At 61.7% G+C, this 19,557-nt stretch carries 17 protein-coding genes; 5 read left to right on the forward strand and 12 right to left on the reverse strand.

What is annotated here, in order from left to right; all coding sequences use genetic code 11:
• Nucleotides 1-9: 9 nt before the first annotated feature.
• Entirely contained in the window at nt 10-1,065 is a 1,056-nt protein-coding gene (locus AC3ITY_RS31080; protein WP_489306682.1) for an HAD family hydrolase, read from the reverse strand.
• Nucleotides 1,066-1,306: 241 nt separating this feature from the next.
• On the opposite strand from AC3ITY_RS31080, the gene AC3ITY_RS31085 reads away from it, so the two are divergent.
• Nucleotides 1,307-2,698 carry an L-cystine transporter gene (locus AC3ITY_RS31085; RefSeq protein ID WP_489306683.1) on the forward strand — a complete coding sequence of 464 codons (1,392 nt, stop codon included), beginning with the start codon at nt 1,307-1,309 and terminating at the stop codon, nt 2,696-2,698.
• Nucleotides 2,699-2,813: 115 nt separating this feature from the next.
• Here AC3ITY_RS31085 and AC3ITY_RS31090 read toward each other — a convergent pair whose 3' ends face one another.
• On the reverse strand, nt 2,814-3,326 hold the full coding sequence (locus AC3ITY_RS31090; protein ID WP_489306684.1) for a dihydrofolate reductase: 513 nt from the start codon (nt 3,324-3,326) through the stop codon (nt 2,814-2,816).
• 96 nt (nt 3,327-3,422) lie between these two features.
• On the opposite strand from AC3ITY_RS31090, the gene AC3ITY_RS31095 reads away from it, so the two are divergent.
• Nucleotides 3,423-4,793 (forward strand): DUF2868 domain-containing protein, encoded by a 1,371-nt coding sequence (locus tag AC3ITY_RS31095; RefSeq protein WP_489306685.1) that lies wholly within the window; start codon nt 3,423-3,425, stop codon nt 4,791-4,793.
• Nucleotides 4,786-6,162, forward strand: a complete 1,377-nt coding sequence (locus AC3ITY_RS31100) for a GTPase/DUF3482 domain-containing protein (RefSeq protein WP_489306686.1) — start codon at nt 4,786-4,788, stop codon at nt 6,160-6,162. The genes AC3ITY_RS31095 and AC3ITY_RS31100 overlap by 8 nt, the downstream gene beginning before the upstream one ends.
• Nucleotides 6,163-6,294: 132 nt before the next feature.
• Here AC3ITY_RS31100 and AC3ITY_RS31105 read toward each other — a convergent pair whose 3' ends face one another.
• The 7 genes from AC3ITY_RS31105 to AC3ITY_RS31135 all read right to left on the reverse strand — a co-directional run bounded on the left by AC3ITY_RS31105 (nt 6,295) and on the right by AC3ITY_RS31135 (nt 15,338).
• Complete coding sequence (locus AC3ITY_RS31105; protein WP_489306687.1) at nt 6,295-6,852, reverse strand: phosphonate degradation HD-domain oxygenase; 558 nt, start codon at nt 6,850-6,852, stop codon at nt 6,295-6,297.
• On the reverse strand, nt 6,852-7,985 hold the full coding sequence (locus AC3ITY_RS31110) for a TIGR03364 family FAD-dependent oxidoreductase (RefSeq protein ID WP_489306688.1): 1,134 nt from the start codon (nt 7,983-7,985) through the stop codon (nt 6,852-6,854). Before AC3ITY_RS31110 ends, AC3ITY_RS31105 begins: the two co-directional genes overlap by 1 nt.
• 117 nt (nt 7,986-8,102) lie before the next feature.
• Complete coding sequence (locus tag AC3ITY_RS31115) at nt 8,103-9,128, reverse strand: putative 2-aminoethylphosphonate ABC transporter substrate-binding protein (protein ID WP_015097240.1); 1,026 nt, start codon at nt 9,126-9,128, stop codon at nt 8,103-8,105.
• Between the two features lie 39 nt (nt 9,129-9,167).
• Nucleotides 9,168-10,892, reverse strand: a complete 1,725-nt coding sequence (locus AC3ITY_RS31120) for a putative 2-aminoethylphosphonate ABC transporter permease subunit (protein ID WP_489306690.1) — start codon at nt 10,890-10,892, stop codon at nt 9,168-9,170.
• The gene (locus AC3ITY_RS31125; protein ID WP_489306691.1) at nt 10,892-11,968 is read right to left on the reverse strand and encodes a putative 2-aminoethylphosphonate ABC transporter ATP-binding protein; all 1,077 of its coding nucleotides are present in this window, start codon (nt 11,966-11,968) and stop codon (nt 10,892-10,894) included. The genes AC3ITY_RS31120 and AC3ITY_RS31125 overlap by 1 nt, the downstream gene beginning before the upstream one ends.
• Nucleotides 11,969-12,196: 228 nt before the next feature.
• Nucleotides 12,197-13,060, reverse strand: a complete 864-nt coding sequence (locus tag AC3ITY_RS31130) for a LysR family transcriptional regulator (protein WP_489306692.1) — start codon at nt 13,058-13,060, stop codon at nt 12,197-12,199.
• Between the two features lie 16 nt (nt 13,061-13,076).
• Nucleotides 13,077-15,338, reverse strand: coding sequence for a heavy metal translocating P-type ATPase (locus AC3ITY_RS31135; RefSeq protein ID WP_489306694.1), 2,262 nt, complete (start codon nt 15,336-15,338; stop codon nt 13,077-13,079).
• Between the two features lie 93 nt (nt 15,339-15,431).
• Between AC3ITY_RS31135 and cadR the strand changes: the two genes are divergently transcribed.
• Nucleotides 15,432-15,881: a Cd(II)/Pb(II)-responsive transcriptional regulator gene (gene cadR / locus AC3ITY_RS31140; RefSeq protein WP_489306695.1), complete on the forward strand. Its 450-nt coding sequence runs from the start codon at nt 15,432-15,434 to the stop codon at nt 15,879-15,881.
• A gap of 92 nt (nt 15,882-15,973) precedes the next feature.
• Here cadR and AC3ITY_RS31145 read toward each other — a convergent pair whose 3' ends face one another.
• The 3 genes from AC3ITY_RS31145 to AC3ITY_RS31155 form a co-directional block, all read right to left on the reverse strand.
• Nucleotides 15,974-16,945 (reverse strand): thymidylate synthase, encoded by a 972-nt coding sequence (locus AC3ITY_RS31145; RefSeq protein ID WP_223455896.1) that lies wholly within the window; start codon nt 16,943-16,945, stop codon nt 15,974-15,976.
• A gap of 49 nt (nt 16,946-16,994) precedes the next feature.
• Complete coding sequence (gene lgt, locus AC3ITY_RS31150) at nt 16,995-17,807, reverse strand: prolipoprotein diacylglyceryl transferase (protein WP_047534642.1); 813 nt, start codon at nt 17,805-17,807, stop codon at nt 16,995-16,997.
• A gap of 83 nt (nt 17,808-17,890) precedes the next feature.
• Entirely contained in the window at nt 17,891-18,673 is a 783-nt protein-coding gene (locus tag AC3ITY_RS31155) for a sulfite exporter TauE/SafE family protein (protein ID WP_489311046.1), read from the reverse strand.
• A 134-nt stretch (nt 18,674-18,807) separates the two neighbouring features.
• Between AC3ITY_RS31155 and AC3ITY_RS31160 the strand changes: the two genes are divergently transcribed.
• The gene (locus AC3ITY_RS31160; RefSeq protein ID WP_489306696.1) at nt 18,808-19,554 is read left to right on the forward strand and encodes an NRDE family protein; all 747 of its coding nucleotides are present in this window, start codon (nt 18,808-18,810) and stop codon (nt 19,552-19,554) included.
• Nucleotides 19,555-19,557: the final 3 nt, after the last annotated feature.

Consider the following 19,557-nt stretch of genomic DNA (forward strand, 5'->3'; position numbering starts at 1 on the left):
AACCCGGACTTACTGGATGTCTTCCGGCTTGACGATCACCCAGTTCTTGTCGGCAGTCACCGTCATCCCTTCCTTGGCCTGGGCCGCGGCGTTCTTGGCCATCATGCCGTTGATCTGGGTCATGTACTTGTCCTTGCGGTTGACCCACAGGTGGATACCACCCTTGGCCACGTCGACACTGTGGAACAGCATGTAACCGTCGCTGCTTGGGGTATCGCCGCCAACCAGCACTGGTTTTTTCCATTCATCGATGTAGGTCAGGATCGCCGCCTGCTTGCCGGCCATCCAGGTTGCCGGGGTCCACAGGTACGGGGTCAGTTCGAGGCCGAGGTTGGCCTTATCGTCATACTTGCCGGCAGTGATCTGCTTGCGCGCGGTGGTCAGTTCGCCAGTCTTCGGGTCCTTGAGCAGCAGCGACACGCCGATCACGTTCTGCGGCTTGACGTTGTAGCCGTACTTCGGATCGGCCGCGACCATGCGCACCAGCTCTTCGGAGGCGGCGGTCATCACGTAGACCTCGATGCCGTTCTCCATCAACTTGTTGTACAGCTCTTGCTGGCCGGTGAAGATCTTCGGCGGGTTGACGTCGATTTTCTTGACCACGTCGCCTTCATAATAAGTGGCCGGCACCGGTTTGCCGGACGCCATCATTTCGTCGACGTAGCCTTTGAGTTCCTTGAGTGTGAAGCCGGAGAACACTTGGGCGACCCATGGATAGCAGACCATGTCGTCGACTTCGCAGAGGCGGTAGTAGTAGCTGAACAGGCTTTCCTTGTGGTCGGCGGTGTCCTTGAACGGCATCAGTTTCAGGGAGGGATCGAGCTTGTCGCGGGTGATCAGGCCCTTGTTCTCCATGAACGGCAGCAACGACTCTTCGAGGTCGTAGCGGTAACTGGTGTTGTCCATGTCGAACACCGCGTAGTTACCTTTGTTGGCATTGGCGGCGATCATCGCGTCCAGCGCCTTGGCCTGATCGGCCGGCCAGTGTTTCAAATCCGTTGCCAGTACCTGGCCAGCGAGGCCCAGGCAAAGTGCTGCGGCCAGAAATTTCGGTGCGAACTTCATTGGCAAATCTCCCTGATCAAAGGAGATCGACGCTAACAAATAAGTGTGACAGTCCTCGTCTGTCAGCGACCGCCTTCGTCCCTTTCGCGCCAGTTGCATTTCTGACAGCGACATCCGCTTATTCCAAAAACGACGGAAACCATACGTTTTTGATATTAATTCATTAATTTTCAAGCTGTTAGGCTTGCCGGTTCGCAGCTACCCCGGATGGTAGCTGGCACAAGTCTCACTCGGAGTTCTCATGAATCTGCCGCTGATCCTCAATCTGCTGGTGTTCCTCGCCCTGCTCCTGGGCCTGGCGCAAACCCGCCACACCACTTGGAGCCTGGCGAAAAAAGTCCTGCTCGCACTGGTGCTGGGCGTCGCGTTCGGCGTGGCCTTGCACACCGTTTACGGTGCCGGCAACCCGGTACTCAAAGCCTCGATCGGCTGGTTCGATCTGGTGGGCAACGGTTACGTGCAATTGCTGCAAATGATCGTGATCCCGCTGGTGTTCGCCTCGATCCTCAGCGCCGTGGCTCGCCTGCATAACGCCTCATCGCTGGGCAAGATCAGCTTCCTGACCATCGGCACGCTGCTGTTCACCACGGCCATCGCGGCCCTGATCGGCATTGGCCTGACCAACCTGTTCGGCCTGACCGCCGAAGGCCTCGTGGCCGGCACCCAGGAAATGGCCCGTCTGCAAACCATCCAGACCGATTACGCCGGCAAGGTTGCGGATTTGAATGTGCCGCAGCTGTTGCTGTCGTTCATTCCGCAAAACCCGTTCGCCGATCTGGCGCGGGCCAAGCCGACGTCGATCATCAGCGTGGTGATTTTCGCGGCGTTCCTGGGTGTCGCGGCCCTGCAATTGCTCAAGGATGATGCCGAGAAAGGTCAGAAAGTGATCAACGCCATCGACACCCTGCAAGCCTGGGTGATGCGCCTGGTGCGCCTGGTGATGAAGCTGACCCCGTACGGCGTACTGGCGCTGATGACCAAAGTGGTCGCGGGTTCGAACCTGCAAGACATCATCAAGCTCGGCAGTTTTGTCGTGGTGTCTTACATCGGTCTGGGCCTGATGTTTGTGGTCCATGCCGTGCTGGTGTCGGTTGCCGGGATCAATCCGCTGCGCTTCTTCCGCAAGATCTGGCCGGTGCTGACGTTTGCCTTCACCAGCCGATCCAGCGCTGCGACGATTCCGCTGAGCATCGAAGCGCAGACCAGTCGCCTGGGCATTCCACAGTCCATCGCCAGTTTCGCCGCTTCGTTTGGCGCAACCATTGGCCAGAACGGTTGTGCCGGTCTGTATCCGGCGATGTTGGCGGTGATGGTGGCGCCGACCGTAGGCATCAACCCGCTGGACCCATTGTGGATCGCGACGCTGGTAGCGATTGTGACGTTGAGCTCAGCCGGTGTGGCCGGAGTGGGTGGCGGCGCGACGTTTGCCGCGTTGATCGTGCTGCCGGCGATGGGCTTGCCGGTGTCACTGGTGGCGTTGCTGATTTCGGTTGAGCCGCTGATTGATATGGGGCGTACGGCGTTGAACGTCAGTGGGTCGATGACGGCGGGGGCGATTGCCAGCCAGGTGATGCAGCAGACCGATAAGGCGCTGCTGGATGCGGATGAGCATTCGGCGTTGGCGCAGGCTTGATCGGCGCCTGACAGGCCGCTATCGCGAGCAAGCTCGCTCCCACAGGGATTTTGGGTGTTCACACAATTTGTGATTCACCTCAAACCCACTGTGTGCGAGCCTGCTCGCGATGCTTTTAGGCTCGATCGAAAATCTCGAAACGGTATGCAGGCTTGTCGCCTTCAGCGGCATTTTGCTTGAAAGAAGTCTGCTCCCAGTCGTATGGGCTGAACTCCGGGAACCAGGCATCCCCCTCTGGGCTTAAACTCACCCGAGTCAAATACAAACGATCCGCATGTGGTAGTGCTTGCGCATACAACTGCGCGCCACCAATCAACATCAACTCAACTGCGCCTTGCTCTAAGGCCCACTCTTCTGCGCGAGCCACTGCTGCTTCAAGTGAAGGAAAAACCTCTGCGCCCTCGAGATGCAGATCCGCCTGCCGACTTACAACAATGTTCAAACGTCCTGGTAGCGGACGCCCCAAAGAATCCCAAGTCTTGCGCCCCATTATTATTGGTTTGCCAAGGGTTGTTTCTTTGAAATACTTAAAATCGCCCGGCAAGTGCCAGGGCATGCTGTTGTTCACGCCAATCACTTGGTTTTCACCAAGAGCAGCGATCAGACACAAGGGAAGAGTATTGTTCATTTGAGTGAGGATACCAGAGGTTCGGTATCCCGCAACTTACACCGACCAGTGCCACAGCGGTTATGCTCACAGCTCAATTAAGCGACGGGATGCCGCGTGACTGAACTCAATACCCTCTGGCTGACAGAAACCATCCGACTGCGCGAAGAACACGCAGGTCCCCTGGAAGACCTTGAAGCCAACCGACTGGCCCGCAGCGCCGGCGGCGATTTACCGTCGCGCATTCAACGCCGGGCCCTGTGGCTGGCCGAGCGCGATGGCCTGGCCGATGCCCTCAAACACTGGCTGCAAGGCGCGCGACTGGCGCTGGTCGTAATGGCGGTGCTGGCGCTGATCAGCGGCGCCGGCCTGGCCTTTGCCGCCATGGGCGACGGCCTGCACCCGGTGAATGTGTTCTGGGCCTTGGGCAGCCTGCTCGGGCTCAACCTGATCCTGCTGCTGAGCTGGGCCCTGGGCCTGGTGTTTGCCGGCGAACACGGCGCCAGCCTCGGCCGCCTGTGGCTGTGGCTAAGTGAAAAACTCGCCCGGGACGCCAAAGCCGCACAACTGGCCCCCGCCCTGCTTCTGTTGCTGCAACGGCAGAAGCTCAATCGCTGGGCCATCGGCGTGCTGGTCAACGGGTTGTGGTTGCTGGCGATGCTCAGTGCGCTGGTGATCCTGCTGACGTTGATGGCGGCCCGACGCTATGGCTTCGTCTGGGAAACCACCATCCTCAGCGCCGACACCTTTATTGCCGTAACCCAGGCCCTAGGCGCGCTGCCAGCCCTGCTCGGTTTCAGCGTGCCCACCGAGGAGATGATCCGTGCCAGTGGCGACGCCGCACTGAACATCGAAAGCGCCCGGCAGGCCTGGGCAGCATGGCTGGTAGGAGTACTGCTGGTCTACGGCGTTTTGCCGCGCCTGCTGCTCGCGCTGTTTTGCCTGTGGCGCTGGAAGACGGGGCAAGCGGCGCTGCGTCTGGATTTGAACCTGCCCGGCTACGCGCAACTGCGCGAACGCTTGATGCCCACCAGCGAACGTCTCGGCATCAGCGATGCGGCGCCTGAGCAACTGCATCGCGTGGAAAGCGGCGTCAGCGAACAACAAAGTGATGGTGCTCTATTGGTCGCCATCGAGCTGGACGACGACCGCCCGTGGCCGCCGCAATTGCCGAAAAACGTCAACAACGCGGGCATTCTCGACAGCCGCGAATCACGGCACAAACTCCTCGAACAACTGAGCCGCTTTCCCCCCGCGCGCCTGGCCATTGCGTGCGATCCACGGCGCTCGCCGGATCGCGGCAGCCTGGCCTTGATTGCCGAACTGGCCCGCAGCGCCAGCGCCACCCGTGTGTGGTTGTTGCAGGCGCCCCCCGGTGAAGCGCTGGACGCGGAGCGCCTGGGCGACTGGCACGTGGCGCTGCAACAACTGGAGCTGCCTTTTGCCGATTGCGCACCGATGAACTGGCTGGAGACGGGTCATGACTGATACCTGGAAGCAGCCGCTGAAACTCGCCGTGGTCGGCCACACCAACGTCGGCAAAACCTCGTTGCTGCGCACCCTGACCCGCGATGTCGGCTTCGGTGAAGTGTCCCATCGCCCCAGCACCACGCGACACGTCGAAGGCGCACGGTTGTCGGTGGACGGCGAGCCCTTGCTCGATCTCTACGACACCCCCGGCCTGGAAGACGCTATCGCCCTGCTCGACTACCTTGAGCGCCTGGAGCGGCCTGGTGAACGCCTCGACGGCCCGGCGCGGCTGGCGCGTTTCCTCGATGGCAGCGAAGCCAGGCAACGCTTCGAACAGGAGGCCAAGGTGCTGCGCCAGTTGCTGGCGTCGGACGCCGGGCTCTACGTGATCGATGCCCGGGAGCCGGTGTTGGCCAAGTATCGCGACGAGCTGGAAGTACTGGCCAGTTGCGGCAAACCCTTGCTGCCGGTGCTCAATTTCGTCAGCAGCGCCAACCACCGCGAGCCGGCCTGGCGGGAAGCGCTGGCGCGGCTTGGCTTGCATGCCTTGGTGCGCTTTGACAGCGTCGCGCCGCCGGAGGATGGCGAGCGTCGACTCTATGAAAGTCTCGCCCTGCTGCTGGAATCTGCCCGGCCGCAACTGGAACGCCTGATCGCCGATCAGCAAGCCCAGCGTCTGGCTCGCCAACAAAGCGCAGAGCGATTGATTGCCGAATTGCTGATCGATTGCGCGGCTTGCCGGCGCAGCGTGGTCAGTGAAGCCGAGCAGGAACAGCAAGCCATCAGCGAACTGCGCAAAGCCGTGCGTCAGCGTGAGCAGCGTTGCGTCGAGGCCTTGCTCAAGCTCTACGCCTTCCGCCCACAGGATGCCGCCGCCAGTGATTTGCCGCTGCTCGACGGTCGTTGGGGCGACGATTTGTTCAATCCGGAAACCCTGAAACAACTGGGCGTGCGGGTCGGTGGCGGAATTGCTGCCGGTGCGGCGGCCGGGGCCGGGGTCGATTTACTGGTGGGTGGCATCACCCTAGGCGCAGCGGCATTGGCCGGAGCGATTGCCGGCGGCGCACTGCAAACCGCCCGCAGTTATGGCAGCCGCTTGCTCGGCAAGATCAAGGGCCAGCGCGAACTGACAGTCGATGACAACGTGCTGCGGCTGTTGGCGCTGCGCCAGCGGCAATTGCTGCAAGCGCTCAATGCCCGTGGGCACGCTGCGATGGACAGTATTCAGGTCGCCACGCCACAGGATAAAACCTGGCGCGAAGGCAAACTGCCCGAAGCGCTGAACAAGGCGCGGGCGCATCCGCAGTGGTCGTCGCTCAATCCTCATCCAAAATTGAATCAGGCGGAGCGGCAGGAGCAGGTTGAGGGGTTGGCACAGCAGCTTTAGTGGCCTGACCGGCCTCTTCGCGAGCAGGCTCGCTCCCACAGTGGTTTCGCAGTGGACACAGAATCTGTGGTCGACACAGCTCCCTTGTGGGAGCGAGCCTGCTCGCGAAGGCCGCGCCTCGGTTCAAAGGCTTTATGCAGCCAACAGCCGCACCGCTTTGTCCTTCAACACCGCCAGATCAATCACCGGCACATGCATCTCTTTCGCCATTTCATCCCACTGGCGCATGCGCAAACTCACGGCACACAGCGGGTCCTGCTCGAACGCCTCAGCCTCTTCAGCCGTCATCACCCCGCCCTGATATTCCAGGGTTCGGCGACTGGCTTCACTCAAGCGCTCGTAGTATCCCGCCTCCTTGAGCGTCAGGTAACGCTTGGCCTGCACGTGGTATTCGACCAGCCGCGCCATGCGCTCGCTGAAACCGGCGCGGCGAAGGTAGTCGGCACCGAGCCGCTCATGGCTGACCACACCGAAGCCGCCCATGTTCTCCGCGCTTTGCGCGCAGATATGCCCGATGTCATGAAAGAACGCTGCCAGCACCACTTCATCGTCGAAGCCTTCGTCCATGGCCAGTTCTGCTGCCTGGGACATGTGCTCGATCTGCGACACCGGCTCGCCGATGTAGTCGCTGTCACCAAAGCGCTCGTACAAACCGAACACCTCAGCAATCACTTGCTCATTGCGTTCCATCAGACTTCCTCCAGTACCGTGGCAACGTTGCGTTCAGCCATCGCCGGCCCGACGCTCATGCCGACACCGGCGTGCATCAACGCCACGCCCAGGCCTTTCGCCGGGCGCAGGAACGAGAACGGTCCCGGCCCCCGTGAACCATAGACCCCCTGCCAGCGTTCGACCACTTGCACCTTGCAGCCCAGGGTTTGCTCGGCCAGTTCGATCATCCAGTCGTCGATCTGCTCGGCATTGAAGGGTGACGGATCGCTGCCGTAATGGTGCGAATCGCCAATGATCAATTCGCCATAGGGCGTCGGGCTGATAAGCAGGTGGATGCCGTTTTCGTGCAGGTGCGGCGCGTACTGCAGGATTTCTGCCTGTACCGCCGCGGCCTCCGGCAAATCGGCAAAGGCGCCGTAGTGCACGCAGCTCAAACCGGTGAGCAACGCGTGTTGCAGGTTGAGGTTGATCTGCGGTCGGGCGCGGAGCATTTGCAAGCGGCAGATTTGCGGGTCGAGTTCGGCGATCTGTTCGGCCAGCAAAGTCTGATAATCGTGGCCGGAGCAGACGATGATCTGCTCGGCACTGAAGCTGCCGGCGGTGCTGTGCAGGCGACCCGGCTCGATATCGCGCACCAGGGTAGAGAAGTGAAACTTGACGCCCAGGTCGCGGCGCAGGAAGTCGATCAGCGCCGGAATCGCTTCGCGGGAATACAGCTGCTGGTCGTCCATGCCATGCAACGCAGCGCGGTGATGGCGGAACTGACCACTGTACAAATCGCGCAGCGCAGCGCCGCGCAACAGGTCGACGCGGTAACCGTATTCGACGGCGCGGCCCTCGCAGAAGGTTTCCAGCAGTTGCTCTTCCGCTTCGGTGCGGGCGAACAGGTACGAGCCATTGCGCTTGAGTTGCAGGCCGGCGAGCTGCGCCCAGTCGCCCCAGATTCCGCGACTGGCGCGGGCGAGCTCCAGCATCGGTCCCGGCGGCTGGCCGGTGACCAGTGCCTGGCCGAAGTTACGTACTGAAGCGCCGACAGGCGTTTCGCTGCGCTCGAAAACCGTGACCTTCAGACCGCGTTTGGCAGCGGCATACGCGTGGGACAAACCCAGGATGCCGGCGCCGACGATCAGCATGTCGTTGTGTTGTGTCATCTAGAGGGGTCCTGAACTCAAGACCGCTTTCGCTGGCAAGCCAGCTCCTACAAGTGCGACTCGAACCCTGTAGGAGCGGGCTTGCCCGCGAAGGGGCCCTGTCAGCCGATAAAGATCTTACTTGGCCGCCACTTTCTCGGACTTGCCGTCATAGCGCTTGCGCCATTCGGTCAGGATCTCGTCGCGGTTCTTCGAAGCCCAGGCGAAGTCGTTCTTGATCAGGCGCTGCTCGTAGTCAGCCGGCAGTTCGGTCTGCGGCTTGGCGATGCCAGGCTGGGCGAGCACGGCGAAGTTTTCTTTGTAGAGCTCCATCGCCTCAGGGCTGGCGGAGAAGTCAGCCAGTTTCTTCGCCGCTTCTTCGTGGGCGGTGCCCTTGATCACTGCAGTCGCTTCGATCTCCCAGCCCAGGCCTTCCTTCGGCAGGATGATGTCCAGCGGTGCGCCCTGACGTTTCAATTGAACCGCCGGGTACTCAAAGGAAATACCGATCGGGAATTCGCCAGCCGCCGCCAGTTTGCAAGGCTTGGAGCCGGAGTGAACGTACTGGCCGATGTTCTGGTGCAGGCCGTCCATGTAGGCCCAGCCCTGCTTCTCGCCGAAGGTTTGCAGCCAGGCGCTGACGTCGAGGAAACCGGTGCCGGACGATGCAGGGTTCGGCATGACGATCTTGCCTTTGTACTCAGGCTTGGTCAGGTCCTGCCAGCTCACAGGCTTGGTCAGGCCCTGTTTCTCGGCTTCGACAGTGTTGAAGCAGATGGTCGCGGCCCAGACGTCCATGCCGACCCAGGCTGGCGGGTTGGCCGCGTCGCGGTAGTTCGCGCCGATCTTGCCCAGGTCTTTCGGTGCGTAGCTTTGCAGCATGCCTTGCTGATCGAGGATCGCCAGGCTCGAAGCGGCCAGGCCCCACACGGCGTCAGCCTGCGGACGCGCTTTTTCGGCCAGCAGTTTGGCGGTGATGATCCCGGTGGAATCACGGACCCATTTGATTTCGACGTCCGGGTTGGCCTTTTCGAAAGCTTCTTTGTAGGTCTTCAGTTGTTCGGCTTCGAGGGCGGTGTACACCGTCAACTCGGTTTTCGCCGCAAAGGCGTTCAGGCTGAAAGCGGTGAGGACAGCAGCGGCCAGGGCCATAGGCTTGAACATGATCTTTTCCTGTTTTTTGAGTTGAGGGGTTGTGCAGATTCAATGGCCGGGCGCGGTCTGCCGCCAGGCCTGGGAGCGGCGCAGCAAACCGCGCGATGCCCACGCCAGCAGCAGGGACACGCCCGCCGAGGTAATCAGGATCAGGGTCGACATCGCTGCCGCGCCGCCGACGTTGCCGGCGTCGTCCATGTTCAGCACCGCCACCGCCGCGAGGATGGTGTCGGGGCTATAGAGGAAGATCGCCGCAGAAACGGTGGTCATGGCCGAGACGAACAGGTAGCGCACGATGTCCAGCAGCGCCGGCAGGCAGATCGGCACGGTGACCCGCAGGTAATGGCGGTACAGCGGCGCCTTGAGCGACAGCGCGGCGGCTTCGAACTCGGCATCGAGCTGACGCAGCGCGGTGGTGGCGGTCATTTGCGCGGTGGTCAAATAGTGAGCAATGGTGCAGACAATCAGCAGGGTCATGGTCCCGTACAGCACGTGCAGCGGGTTGCCGGTGAGGTTGAAGAAGAAGACGTAACCTAACCCCAGCACCAGGCCCGGCACCGCCATCGGTACGAAACTGAGCATGCGCAAGGTCAGGTTCAGGCCGCGCTGGCCCTTGGTTTTTTCCATCAGGTAGGCGCCGGTGAAAATCAGCAGGCTGCCGATCAGCGCCGTGCCCAGGGCCATCTTCAAGCTGTTGCCGTAGGCCAGCCAGCCACCGCCGGCGGTTTCGTTGAACTGGTAATGGTTGAGCGACAGCGACAGGTTGTACGGCCAGAACTTCACCAGGGACGAGAACACCGCCATGCCGAACACCAGCAGCAGCGCGGCGCAGATCAGCAACACAATGGCCAGGTAGCAGCTGTCGCGCAGCTTCGACTGCGCGGGCTTGAACACCTGGGCGCGACCGCTCATGGAGTCGCCGTGACGACGACGCAACCAGGCATCGACGCCGAAGCTGAACAGCGCCGGCAGCAACAGCACCATGCCGATCAACGCACCACGACCGAACTGTTGCTGGCCGACCACCGCCTTGTAGGCCTCCAGCGCCAGCACTTGATAGTCGCCACCGACCACCACCGGCACACCAAAGTCAGTGATGGTCAGGGTGAACACCAGACAGAACGCGGCGAACACGGCCTGACGGGTCGCCGGCCAAGTGATGCTGCGGAAGGCTTTGGCCGGGCTCGCGCCCATGCTGGAGGCGGCGTCGAACAGTCGTGCATCGGCCAGGGACAGGGCCGACAGAAGAATCATCAAGGCGTGCGGGAAGGTGTAGATGACTTCGCCAAGCACAATGCCCCAGAAGCCGTAGATGTTGTCCGAGAGCAGGCCACGCAGCATGCCCTGGTTTCCGAACAGGTAAACCAGCGCAATCCCCGGTAGCATCGACGGAGCCATCAATGGCAGCAGCGAGATGCCACGCCAGATGCCTTTGGCCGGAATCAAGGTGCGTTGCAGCGCGTAGGCAAACAGGTAGGCCAGCGGTACGACAATGGCCGCCACGCTGAGGGAAACCTTCAAGCTGTTACCGAGCAACCAGTGGAAGTTCTCGCTGGTCACCAGTTCCTTGGCAGCAATCCAACCACCACCCTGCCCGGCTTCGGCGCTGAAACCACGCCAGAAGATCGCGAGCAACGGCATCAATACGGCAACACCCAACAACACCAGCAGGAGGACTTTGCCGCCGACCACGAACAGTTGGTCACCGATCTCGGCGCCGGTGGTCTGCCGAACCTGCTTTTGCGGCAGCGGCAGCGCGATGTTCGCGCTCATCAGGCAAACACCTGCAGGCTGCGCGGCGGCAAGGCGACCATGATCTGCTGGGCGCCAAGGCGTGGCATGGCTTCCGGTGCCAGCTCCGCCAACAGCGCATGGCCCGGAAACTGATCGAGTTCAAAGCTCATGCGGCAGCGGTTGCCGAGGAAGGTGATTTCACGAACCTTGGCCGGGAACAGGTTTTCCTCGTGCACCAGCGGGTTGACGTTGATCGCTTCCGGGCGGCAGAACAAACGGCCCGACGCGGCCTTGGCGCTGCCATCGGCCAGGCGCATGTTCAGCCCGCCGACCTGGGCGTGGCTGTCGCTGCTGCGCTGGAAGGGCAGCCAGTTACCCTGGCCGACGAACTCCGCCACGAATGGCGTGGCCGGGCGGTTGTAGATTTCCTGCGGTGTGGCGTACTGCTCGACCTTGCCATTGTTCATCACGGCGATGCGGTCGGCCATCAGCATGGCCTCGTCCTGGTTGTGGGTCACCATCAGGGTGGTGATGCCGAGGCTGCGTTGCAGCTGGCGCAATTCGGTGCACAGATGCTCGCGTACCCGGGCATCGAGGGCCGACATCGGTTCGTCCAGCAGCAACAGCGAAGGTGCCGGGGCCAGGGCGCGAGCCAGTGCAACCCGCTGCTGCTGGCCGCCGGACAATTGACCGGGATACTTTTTCTCGCTGCCGCCCAGGCCGACCAGTTCCAGCATCTGACCGACACGACGGCGCACCTCGTCGCGACCGCTGCCAGCAAGGCCGTAGGCAATATTCGCTTCGACGGTGAGATTGGGGAACAACGCGTAGGACTGGAACAGAATGCCGTAGTCCCGCGCCTGGGGCGCCAGGTGGGAAACGTCGCGATCGCCCAGGTACAACTCGCCGCTGTCCTGCTTCTCCAGACCGGCGATGCAGCGCAGCAAGGTGGTTTTGCCACAGCCCGACGGGCCCAGCAGACACACCAGCTCACCGGCCGCCACGTCGAGGGAAACGTTATCCAGTGCCGTGAAAGCGCCGAAGCGTTTCTGTACACCGCGCACCTTCATCGGTGCGCCGGGGTTGGTCAGGGCAGTTGCGATCGAGTTGTTCATGGACGGACCTCATCTGGCAGATGGGGCCATCCTAGAGTTGTAATGAGTCCGTCATGTGGCAGTAAGGCAAAAACTGCCGATAGTGGTATTCGGGATTTTTGGTTAAGCCTTCAAGCCCTGTGTTGTTTGATCTGGCGCCCTCGCGAGCAAGCCCGCTCCCACAGTTGATTGCGGTCCCCTGTAGGAGCGGGCTTGCCCGCGAAGAGGCCAGGACAGGCACTACAAATCTCAGGCTGGGGCCATTTCCTGCGCCAACCCCAGGAACGCCGCCGGCAGTCGCGCGCTTTTGCGCTCCTTGAGGCAGTACAGGTATTCGGGAATCTGCGGTGCATTCTCGATGGTCAGCACCCGCAGTTGCGGATCATGGGGCACTTCCTGGCGGGCAATGATGCTGATCCCGATGTTGCGCAGCACCGCTTCGCGGATCGATTCGCGGCTGCCGATTTCCAGCAGCGGGCCGAAGCACACGCCGGCGCTGGTCAGCAACTCTTCGGTCAGGCGACGGGTGGTCGAGCCCGGTTCGCGCATCAGCAGGGTGTGCCCGGCCAAGGCGCCGAGCGGCACGTGATCGTGAACCGCCAGCGGATGATTGCGATGCACCGCCAGCACCAGCGGATCGCTACCGAGCACCCGGCGAATCAGCCGCGCGTCATCGAGTAACTGCGAGGACGCCGCGACATCGACGCGGTAATCCTCCAGCGCTTCGAGCACCTGCTGGGAGTTGCCGATTTCCACTGAAACCTCAACCTGTGGCAGGCGCTCACGGAAGGTTTTCACCAGGTCGAGGATGTAATACGGCGCTGTGGCGGCTATGCGCAACGTGCCCTGGACCTGACCGCAGTTACGCAGGAAAAACTCGATGTCCGCTTCCTGCTGCATCAGCACCTTGACCATCGGCAGCAGCCGCGCGCCCTCCTCGCTGACGCTGAGACGCCGGCCGCCACGGTAGAACAGCTCGACCGAATACTGACTTTCGAGGTTGCGGATCTGCGTCGTCACCGTCGGCTGGCTCAGGCCGAGCTTTTTGGCAGCCTGGGTAATGCTGCCCAGGCGGGCCACCATGTAAAACGCCTTCAGCTCCGCACTCAGCACAACCGTCCCTCATCCTTTACTTGCGCAGCAGGCGCAAACCGTTGAACACCACCAGCAAACTCACGCCCATGTCGGCGAATACCGCCATCCACATGGTAGCGACCCCGGCGAAGGTTACCCCAAGAAAGATCGCCTTGATGACCAAAGCCAGGGCGATGTTCTGTTTGAGGATGCTCGATGTCTGTCGCGACAGGCGAATGAATGCCGGGATTTTGCGCAGATCGTCGTCCATCAGGGCGACATCGGCGGTTTCGATAGCGGTATCGGTGCCCGCGGCAGCCATGGCGAAACCGATCTCGGAACGTGCCAGCGCCGGCGCGTCGTTGATGCCGTCTCCGACCATGCCGACCCGATGCCCCTGGGCATAAAGAGCCTCGATCGACTGCAATTTGTCCCCCGGCAACAGGTCGCCCTTGGCCTCGTCGATACCGACCTGCGCAGCAATGGCTTGCGCGGTGTGGACATTATCGCCGGTGAGCATCAGGGTCTTGATGCCCAGGTCATGCAACTGTCGGATAGCCTCGCGGCTCGATTCCTTTACCGTGTCCGCCACGGCAAACAGCGCTAACGGGCCGGACGAATCAAGCAGCAGCACCACCGACTTGCCCTGCTTTTCCAGGGCAAACAGCTTTTCTTCCAGCGCCGGCGAACACAGGCTCAGATCCTCCACCAGACGATGGTTGCCCAAATGGTAGAGCCGGCCGTTGATCTCGCCGCGCACCCCGCGCCCGCCCAGCGCTTCGAAGTTATCCACAATCAGCGGGGCGGTTTGGTTATCCACAGCCGCTTTGGCGATGGCCAGGGAAACCGGGTGATCCGAGCGCCCGGCCAGCGCGGCGGCAATGGCAGGCGCCGATTCGTCGGCGGTCGGGTCCAGCGACAGGTAATCGGTCTGCACCGGTTTGCCATGGGTGATGGTGCCGGTCTTGTCCAGGGCCAGGTAGTCGAGCTTGTAACCGCCCTCCAGGTAGACGCCGCCCTTGACCAGTATGCCTTTGCGCGCCGCCGCCGCGAGGCCGCTGACGATGGTCACCGGCGTGGAAATCACCAGCGCACACGGGCAGGCCACCACCAGCAGCACCAGCGCCCGGTAGATCCAGTCGAACCACAACTCGCCCATGAACAATGGTGGGATCACCGCCACGGCCAGGGCCAGGACGAACACCGCCGGAGTATAGATTTTCGAGAAACTGTCGACGAAACGCTGGGTCGGTGCCCGCGCGCCCTGAGCCTGCTCGACGGCATGGATGATGCGGGCCAGGGTCGAGTTATCCGCCGCGGCGGTCACCGCGTACTCCAGGGAACCGGACTGGTTGATGGTGCCGGCGAAGACTTTGTCGCCGACGGTTTTTTCCACTGGCAGGCTTTCACCGGTGATTGGCGCCTGGTCGATGGTCGAGCGACCGGACAGTACTTCGCCGTCCAGGCCGATACGCTCACCGGGACGGACCCGTACCCGCGCGCCGAGCCCAATGGTTTTTACATCCTGTTCAAGCCAGCTCCCGTCAGCCTGCAGCACCGTGGCCGTGTCCGGGGTCATCTGCATCAGGCCGCCGATGGCATTGCGCGCGCGGTCGAGGGATCTGGCTTCGATCAACTCGGCCACGGTGAACAGGAACATCACCATTGCCGCTTCCGGCCACTGGCCGATCAGCACTGCGCCGGTCACGGCAATGCTCATCAGGGCGTTGATGTTCAGGTTGCGGTTTTTAAGGGCGATCCAGCCTTTTTTGTAAGTACCGAGGCCACCACTGAGGATCGAGACCAGCGCGATAACCGCCACCACCCAGTTCGGCGCGGAACCGGTGAAGTGGATAACCTCTGCCAGCAATGCACCAACACCGGACAGCGCCAAGGGCCACCACGGTTTTTTCCGGGGCGCCGGCGTCGGGGTTTCAGCACCCTGATCCATCGGCTCGGCCTGCATGCCCAAGGACTTGATGGCCTCGACGATCGGCTCAATACCGGGCAAATCGTGGGTCACGCCGAGCACCCGATTAATCAGATTGAACTCTAGCTGCTGCACGCCGGTCAGTTTGCTTAGCTTATTCTGGATCAGCGTCTGTTCGGTTGGACAGTCCATCGCCTCGATGCGAAAACTGCTCAGTCGGGCCCCGGGCGTCGGCGATTCGCTCAGTTTTACCAGCGCAGGCGCTGCCACATTAGATGAGCAGCAGGTGTCGCCGTGACCGCCATGGCCATGTTTTTGCACGGGTTTGAGCTTGTGGCTGTGCTCGTGCCCAGCCCCGGGTTTGTGGGAGTGCAGGGAATCGCTCATTGGTTGCGTCCATAAGAGTGCCTGTTGCCAAGTAAAGACCCTGTAGCCACTATAGGGTCAAGCACCCATTCTGGAGTTTTGGAGATTGGCGTCATGAAAATTGGAGAGTTGGCAAAACTCACGGACTGCGCCGTGGAAACGATCCGCTACTACGAGCGCGAGAACCTGCTGCCGGAACCGGCCCGCAGTGACGGCAATTATCGCGTCTATACCCAGGCCCACGCCGAGCGCCTGACCTTCATCCGCAACTGTCGCACCCTCGACATGACGCTCGAAGAAATCCGCAGCCTGCTGGCGTTTCGCGACAGTCCGCAGGACCAGTGTGAAAGCGTCAACGCGCTGATCGATGAGCACATCCACCACGTCAAGGCGCGGATCGACGGCTTGCTAGCCTTGCAGACACAACTGCTCGACCTGCGCCAACGCTGCGGCGAGGGGCCGGAGGTCGATCAATGCGGGATTTTGCAGCGGCTGGAAGTGAGCGGCGGGGTTGTGGCGACGGAGGTTGAGCATTCCCATGTTGGGCGTAGTCACGGCCACTAAAGACGCCATCGCGAGCAGGCTCGCTCCCACAGGGGAACGCGATCAACTGTGGGAGCGAGCCTGCTCGCGATGACCGCGAAGCGGTCCCTGAATCAGACCGCCATCGGCGCGGTCATCGGCGCGTGGTGTTCGTAGCCTTCCAGCGAGAAATCGCCCGGCTCCACCAGCTCCAGCCATTCCGGCTGGTAAATACCCGTCTTGGCAAACTCCGGCACACGGTCGGATATCACCAGCTTCGGCATCGGGAACGGCTCGCGCTTGAGCTGTTCGTTGAGCATGTCCAGGTGGTTTTCGTAGACGTGGGCATCACCGATGAAATAGGTGAACCAGCGCGGCGTGTACCCGGTCAGGCGACCGATCAGGCTCAGCAGCGCAGCACCTTCGGTGAGGTTGAACGGCGTGCCCAGGCCCAGGTCGTTGGAGCGGATGTAGAGGGTCAGAGAGATCTCTTTGGTCTCGACATTCGGGTGGAACTGGTACAGCAGGTGGCACGGCGGCAGGGCCATTTCATCAAGCTGGGCGCAGTTCCAGCCGTGGAACAGGATGCGGCGGCTGCCCGGGTCCTTGATGATGGTGTCGACGCACTGGCGAACCTGGTCGATCGCCTTGTACAGCACCACGTAGGCCTGGCCGGCATCGGAGCCTTCGGCAATCTGGCGGTAGCCTTGCTTCAGGGTCTGCTCGATGGCAGCCGGATTGCTGACCGGGATCTGCTTGTACGCCGGCCATTTGCGCCATTGCACACCGTAAATCTCACCAAGATCGTCTTCGCCCTGACGGAACGGGTTGGCCAGCCACTGGGCGTTTTCGTTGGCGTTCTGGTCCCAGACCTTGCAGCCCAGGGCACGGAATTCGGCAGCGTTGTTCACACCACGCAGGAATCCGCACATTTCGCCGACGGCCGATTTGAAGGCCATCTTGCGCGTGGTGATCGCCGGGAAACCTTCCTGCAGGTCATAACGCAGCATCGCACCGGGAAAACTGATGGTGTTCACGCCGGTACGGTTGGCCTGTTTGGTGCCGTTCTTGATGACGTGGGCGACCAGTTCGAGATATTGCTTCATGAATTACCTGTGTCCTTGAACCCGGGACCAAAGCCCCGGGGTTCGAATTTTATACGGCTGCCGCTGGAGTCGCCGGGGCGCGGTGATACGCCAGCCAGATCAGGAACAGCCCGCCGACGATCATCGGCACGCACAGCACCTGGCCCATGGTCAGCCAGTTCCATGCCAGATAGCCCAGTTGCGCGTCCGGTACGCGGACGAACTCGACGATGAAACGGAAGATGCCATAGAACAGCGCGAACATCCCCGATACCGCCATGGTCGGCCGCGGCTTGCGCGAGAACAGCCAGAGGATCAGGAACAACGCTACGCCTTCGAGGGCAAACTGGTACAGCTGCGACGGATGACGTGGCAGCTGCGCCGGGTCGCTGAACGGCGGGAAGATCATCGCCCATGGCACATCGGTCGGCTTGCCCCACAGCTCGGCGTTGATGAAGTTGCCGATACGCCCGGCACCCAGGCCAATCGGCACCATCGGTGCGACGAAATCCATCAGCTGGAAGAACGACTTGTTGTTCTTCTTACCGAACCACAACGCCGCCAGCATCACGCCGATGAAACCGCCGTGGAACGACATCCCGCCCTTCCACACTTCGAAAATCAGCGTCGGGTTGGCCAGATAAGCGCTCAGATCGTAGAACAGCACATAACCCAGTCGCCCGCCGACGATCACCCCCATCGACATCCAGAACACCATGTCGGAGAGTTTCTCCTTGGTCCAGGTCGGGTCGAAGCGGTTCAACCGGCGGGACGCCAGCAGCCAGGCGCCGCCGATGCCGATCAGGTACATCAGACCGTACCAGTGGATTTTCAGCGGACCGATGGCCAGGGCCACCGGGTCGATCTGCGGGTAAGGCAGCATTGCGACTCCTCGTTAGAGTTCAAATCTTAAAAATTCCCGGGCGACGCTGCCACCTCAGGATTAAGCCAGGATTGCGCTGCCCGTCAGAGCAGGAAGTTCAGGCCGACGCAGAACAGCAAAGCGGCAAACAGCCTTTTCAGCAACTTCGGCGACAGATTGTGGGCCAGTCGCGCACCGAAGCGGGCGAAGACCATGCTGGTCAAGGCTATGCCCAGCAACGCCGGTAAATAAATGAAGCCGAGACTATGGGCCGGGAGCAACGGATCGTGCCAGCCCAGAATCATGAAACTTAATGCACTGGCCAGGGCAATCGGCAGACCGCAGGCCGATGAAGTGGCCACGGCTTGCTGCATCGGCACGCTGCGCCAGGTCAGGAATGGCACGGTCAACGAACCACCGCCAATGCCAAAAATCGCCGAAGCCCAGCCAATCACGCTGCCGGCCACAGTCAGACCGAGTTTGCCCGGCACGGTTCGGCTGGCCTTGGGTTTGACATCCAGCGCCAGCTGAGCGGCGATCACCAGGGCGAATACACCAATGAGTTTCTGCAGGTTGGGGCCGGAAATCGCTTCCGCCGTCAGCGCCCCGAACCCGGCACCGACCAGAATGCCGACGGTCATCCACATGAAGATCGGCCAACGCACAGCACCTCGGCGGTGATGCTCACGCACCGCGTTGACCGAGGTAAAGATGATCGTCGCCAGGGAGGTACCCACTGCCAGGTGCGTAAGGATCGACGGATCGAACCCCTGGGCCTTGAAACTGAACACCAGCACCGGGACGATGATGATCCCGCCGCCTACGCCAAACAGCCCGGCGAGCACACCTGCACAGGCGCCGAGCGCCAGATAGAGCAGAAATTCCATGGTCGTCCCGCCCGCCTCTCCAAAACCGGAGCGGCATGGTAACGGATGCATGGCCTCAAGCTCCACTGTGCAAGGCGATGGATCGATGAGCGATGTCTGCGTAGAGTGAGCAAAAAACACACAAGGACTGCCTTATGTGCCTGATAGTTTTTGCCTGGCGCCCGGGTCATGCGCAGCCGCTGGTCGTGGCGGCCAATCGCGATGAATTCTACGCCCGCCCCAGCCTGCCGCTGGCGCCATGGCCCGAAGCGCCGCATGTGCATGCGGGGCGCGACCTCGAGGCCGGTGGCACCTGGCTCGGTGTCGGTGCCAACGGACGATTTGCGGCGCTGACCAACATCCGCGACCCCCATCGACCGCCAGGGCGCAAGTCTCGAGGGGAGCTGGTGGCGCGCTTTCTCACCGGGGAAATGCCAATTGACGACTATTTAGCCGACGTTGTCGACCACTCGCTGGAATATGGTGGCTTTAACCTGCTGGTCGGCAATACCAATGAGCTCTGGCTCGTCAATCAACGGGAATCGGAAGCGCTGATGCTGGCCCCGGGGGTCTACGGGTTATCCAATGCTGGGCTGGATACGCCATGGCCGAAGTTGCTCAAGGCCAAGGCTGCATTGAGCGAGGTGCTGGATGATCCGCAGCCTCAGGCGCTGTTGGCATTATTGAGCGATGTACAGACCGCGCCGCTTGCCGAGTTGCCGGACACCGGAGTCGGGCTGGCCACCGAAACGTTGCTGTCGAGCGTGTTCATTGCCAGTCAGAGTTATGGAACGCGGGCGAGTACGGCGCTGATTGTGCAGGCGGATGGGGCACGGCATATGGTCGAGCGCAGTTTCGGGCCGTATGGCGGGCATCTTGGGGAAGTGGAGATCAAGATCTAGGCG

Source organism: Pseudomonas sp. GL_091 (assembly GCF_057837725.1).

Coding starts and splice junctions, on each gene's coding strand:
- AC3ITY_RS31080 (WP_489306682.1), bottom strand. CDS start 1,065: ATGAAGTTCGCACCGAAATTTCTGGCCGCAGCACTTTGCCTGGGCCTC.
- AC3ITY_RS31085 (WP_489306683.1), top strand. CDS start 1,307: ATGAATCTGCCGCTGATCCTCAATCTGCTGGTGTTCCTCGCCCTGCTC.
- AC3ITY_RS31090 (WP_489306684.1), bottom strand. CDS start 3,326: ATGAACAATACTCTTCCCTTGTGTCTGATCGCTGCTCTTGGTGAAAAC.
- AC3ITY_RS31100 (WP_489306686.1), top strand. CDS start 4,786: ATGACTGATACCTGGAAGCAGCCGCTGAAACTCGCCGTGGTCGGCCAC.
- AC3ITY_RS31105 (WP_489306687.1), bottom strand. CDS start 6,852: ATGGAACGCAATGAGCAAGTGATTGCTGAGGTGTTCGGTTTGTACGAG.
- AC3ITY_RS31110 (WP_489306688.1), bottom strand. CDS start 7,985: ATGACACAACACAACGACATGCTGATCGTCGGCGCCGGCATCCTGGGT.
- AC3ITY_RS31115 (WP_015097240.1), bottom strand. CDS start 9,128: ATGTTCAAGCCTATGGCCCTGGCCGCTGCTGTCCTCACCGCTTTCAGC.
- AC3ITY_RS31120 (WP_489306690.1), bottom strand. CDS start 10,892: ATGAGCGCGAACATCGCGCTGCCGCTGCCGCAAAAGCAGGTTCGGCAG.
- AC3ITY_RS31125 (WP_489306691.1), bottom strand. CDS start 11,968: ATGAACAACTCGATCGCAACTGCCCTGACCAACCCCGGCGCACCGATG.
- AC3ITY_RS31135 (WP_489306694.1), bottom strand. CDS start 15,338: ATGAGCGATTCCCTGCACTCCCACAAACCCGGGGCTGGGCACGAGCAC.
- cadR (WP_489306695.1), top strand. CDS start 15,432: ATGAAAATTGGAGAGTTGGCAAAACTCACGGACTGCGCCGTGGAAACG.
- AC3ITY_RS31145 (WP_223455896.1), bottom strand. CDS start 16,945: ATGAAGCAATATCTCGAACTGGTCGCCCACGTCATCAAGAACGGCACC.
- lgt (WP_047534642.1), bottom strand. CDS start 17,807: ATGCTGCCTTACCCGCAGATCGACCCGGTGGCCCTGGCCATCGGTCCG.
- AC3ITY_RS31155 (WP_489311046.1), bottom strand. CDS start 18,673: ATGGAATTTCTGCTCTATCTGGCGCTCGGCGCCTGTGCAGGTGTGCTC.
- AC3ITY_RS31160 (WP_489306696.1), top strand. CDS start 18,808: ATGTGCCTGATAGTTTTTGCCTGGCGCCCGGGTCATGCGCAGCCGCTG.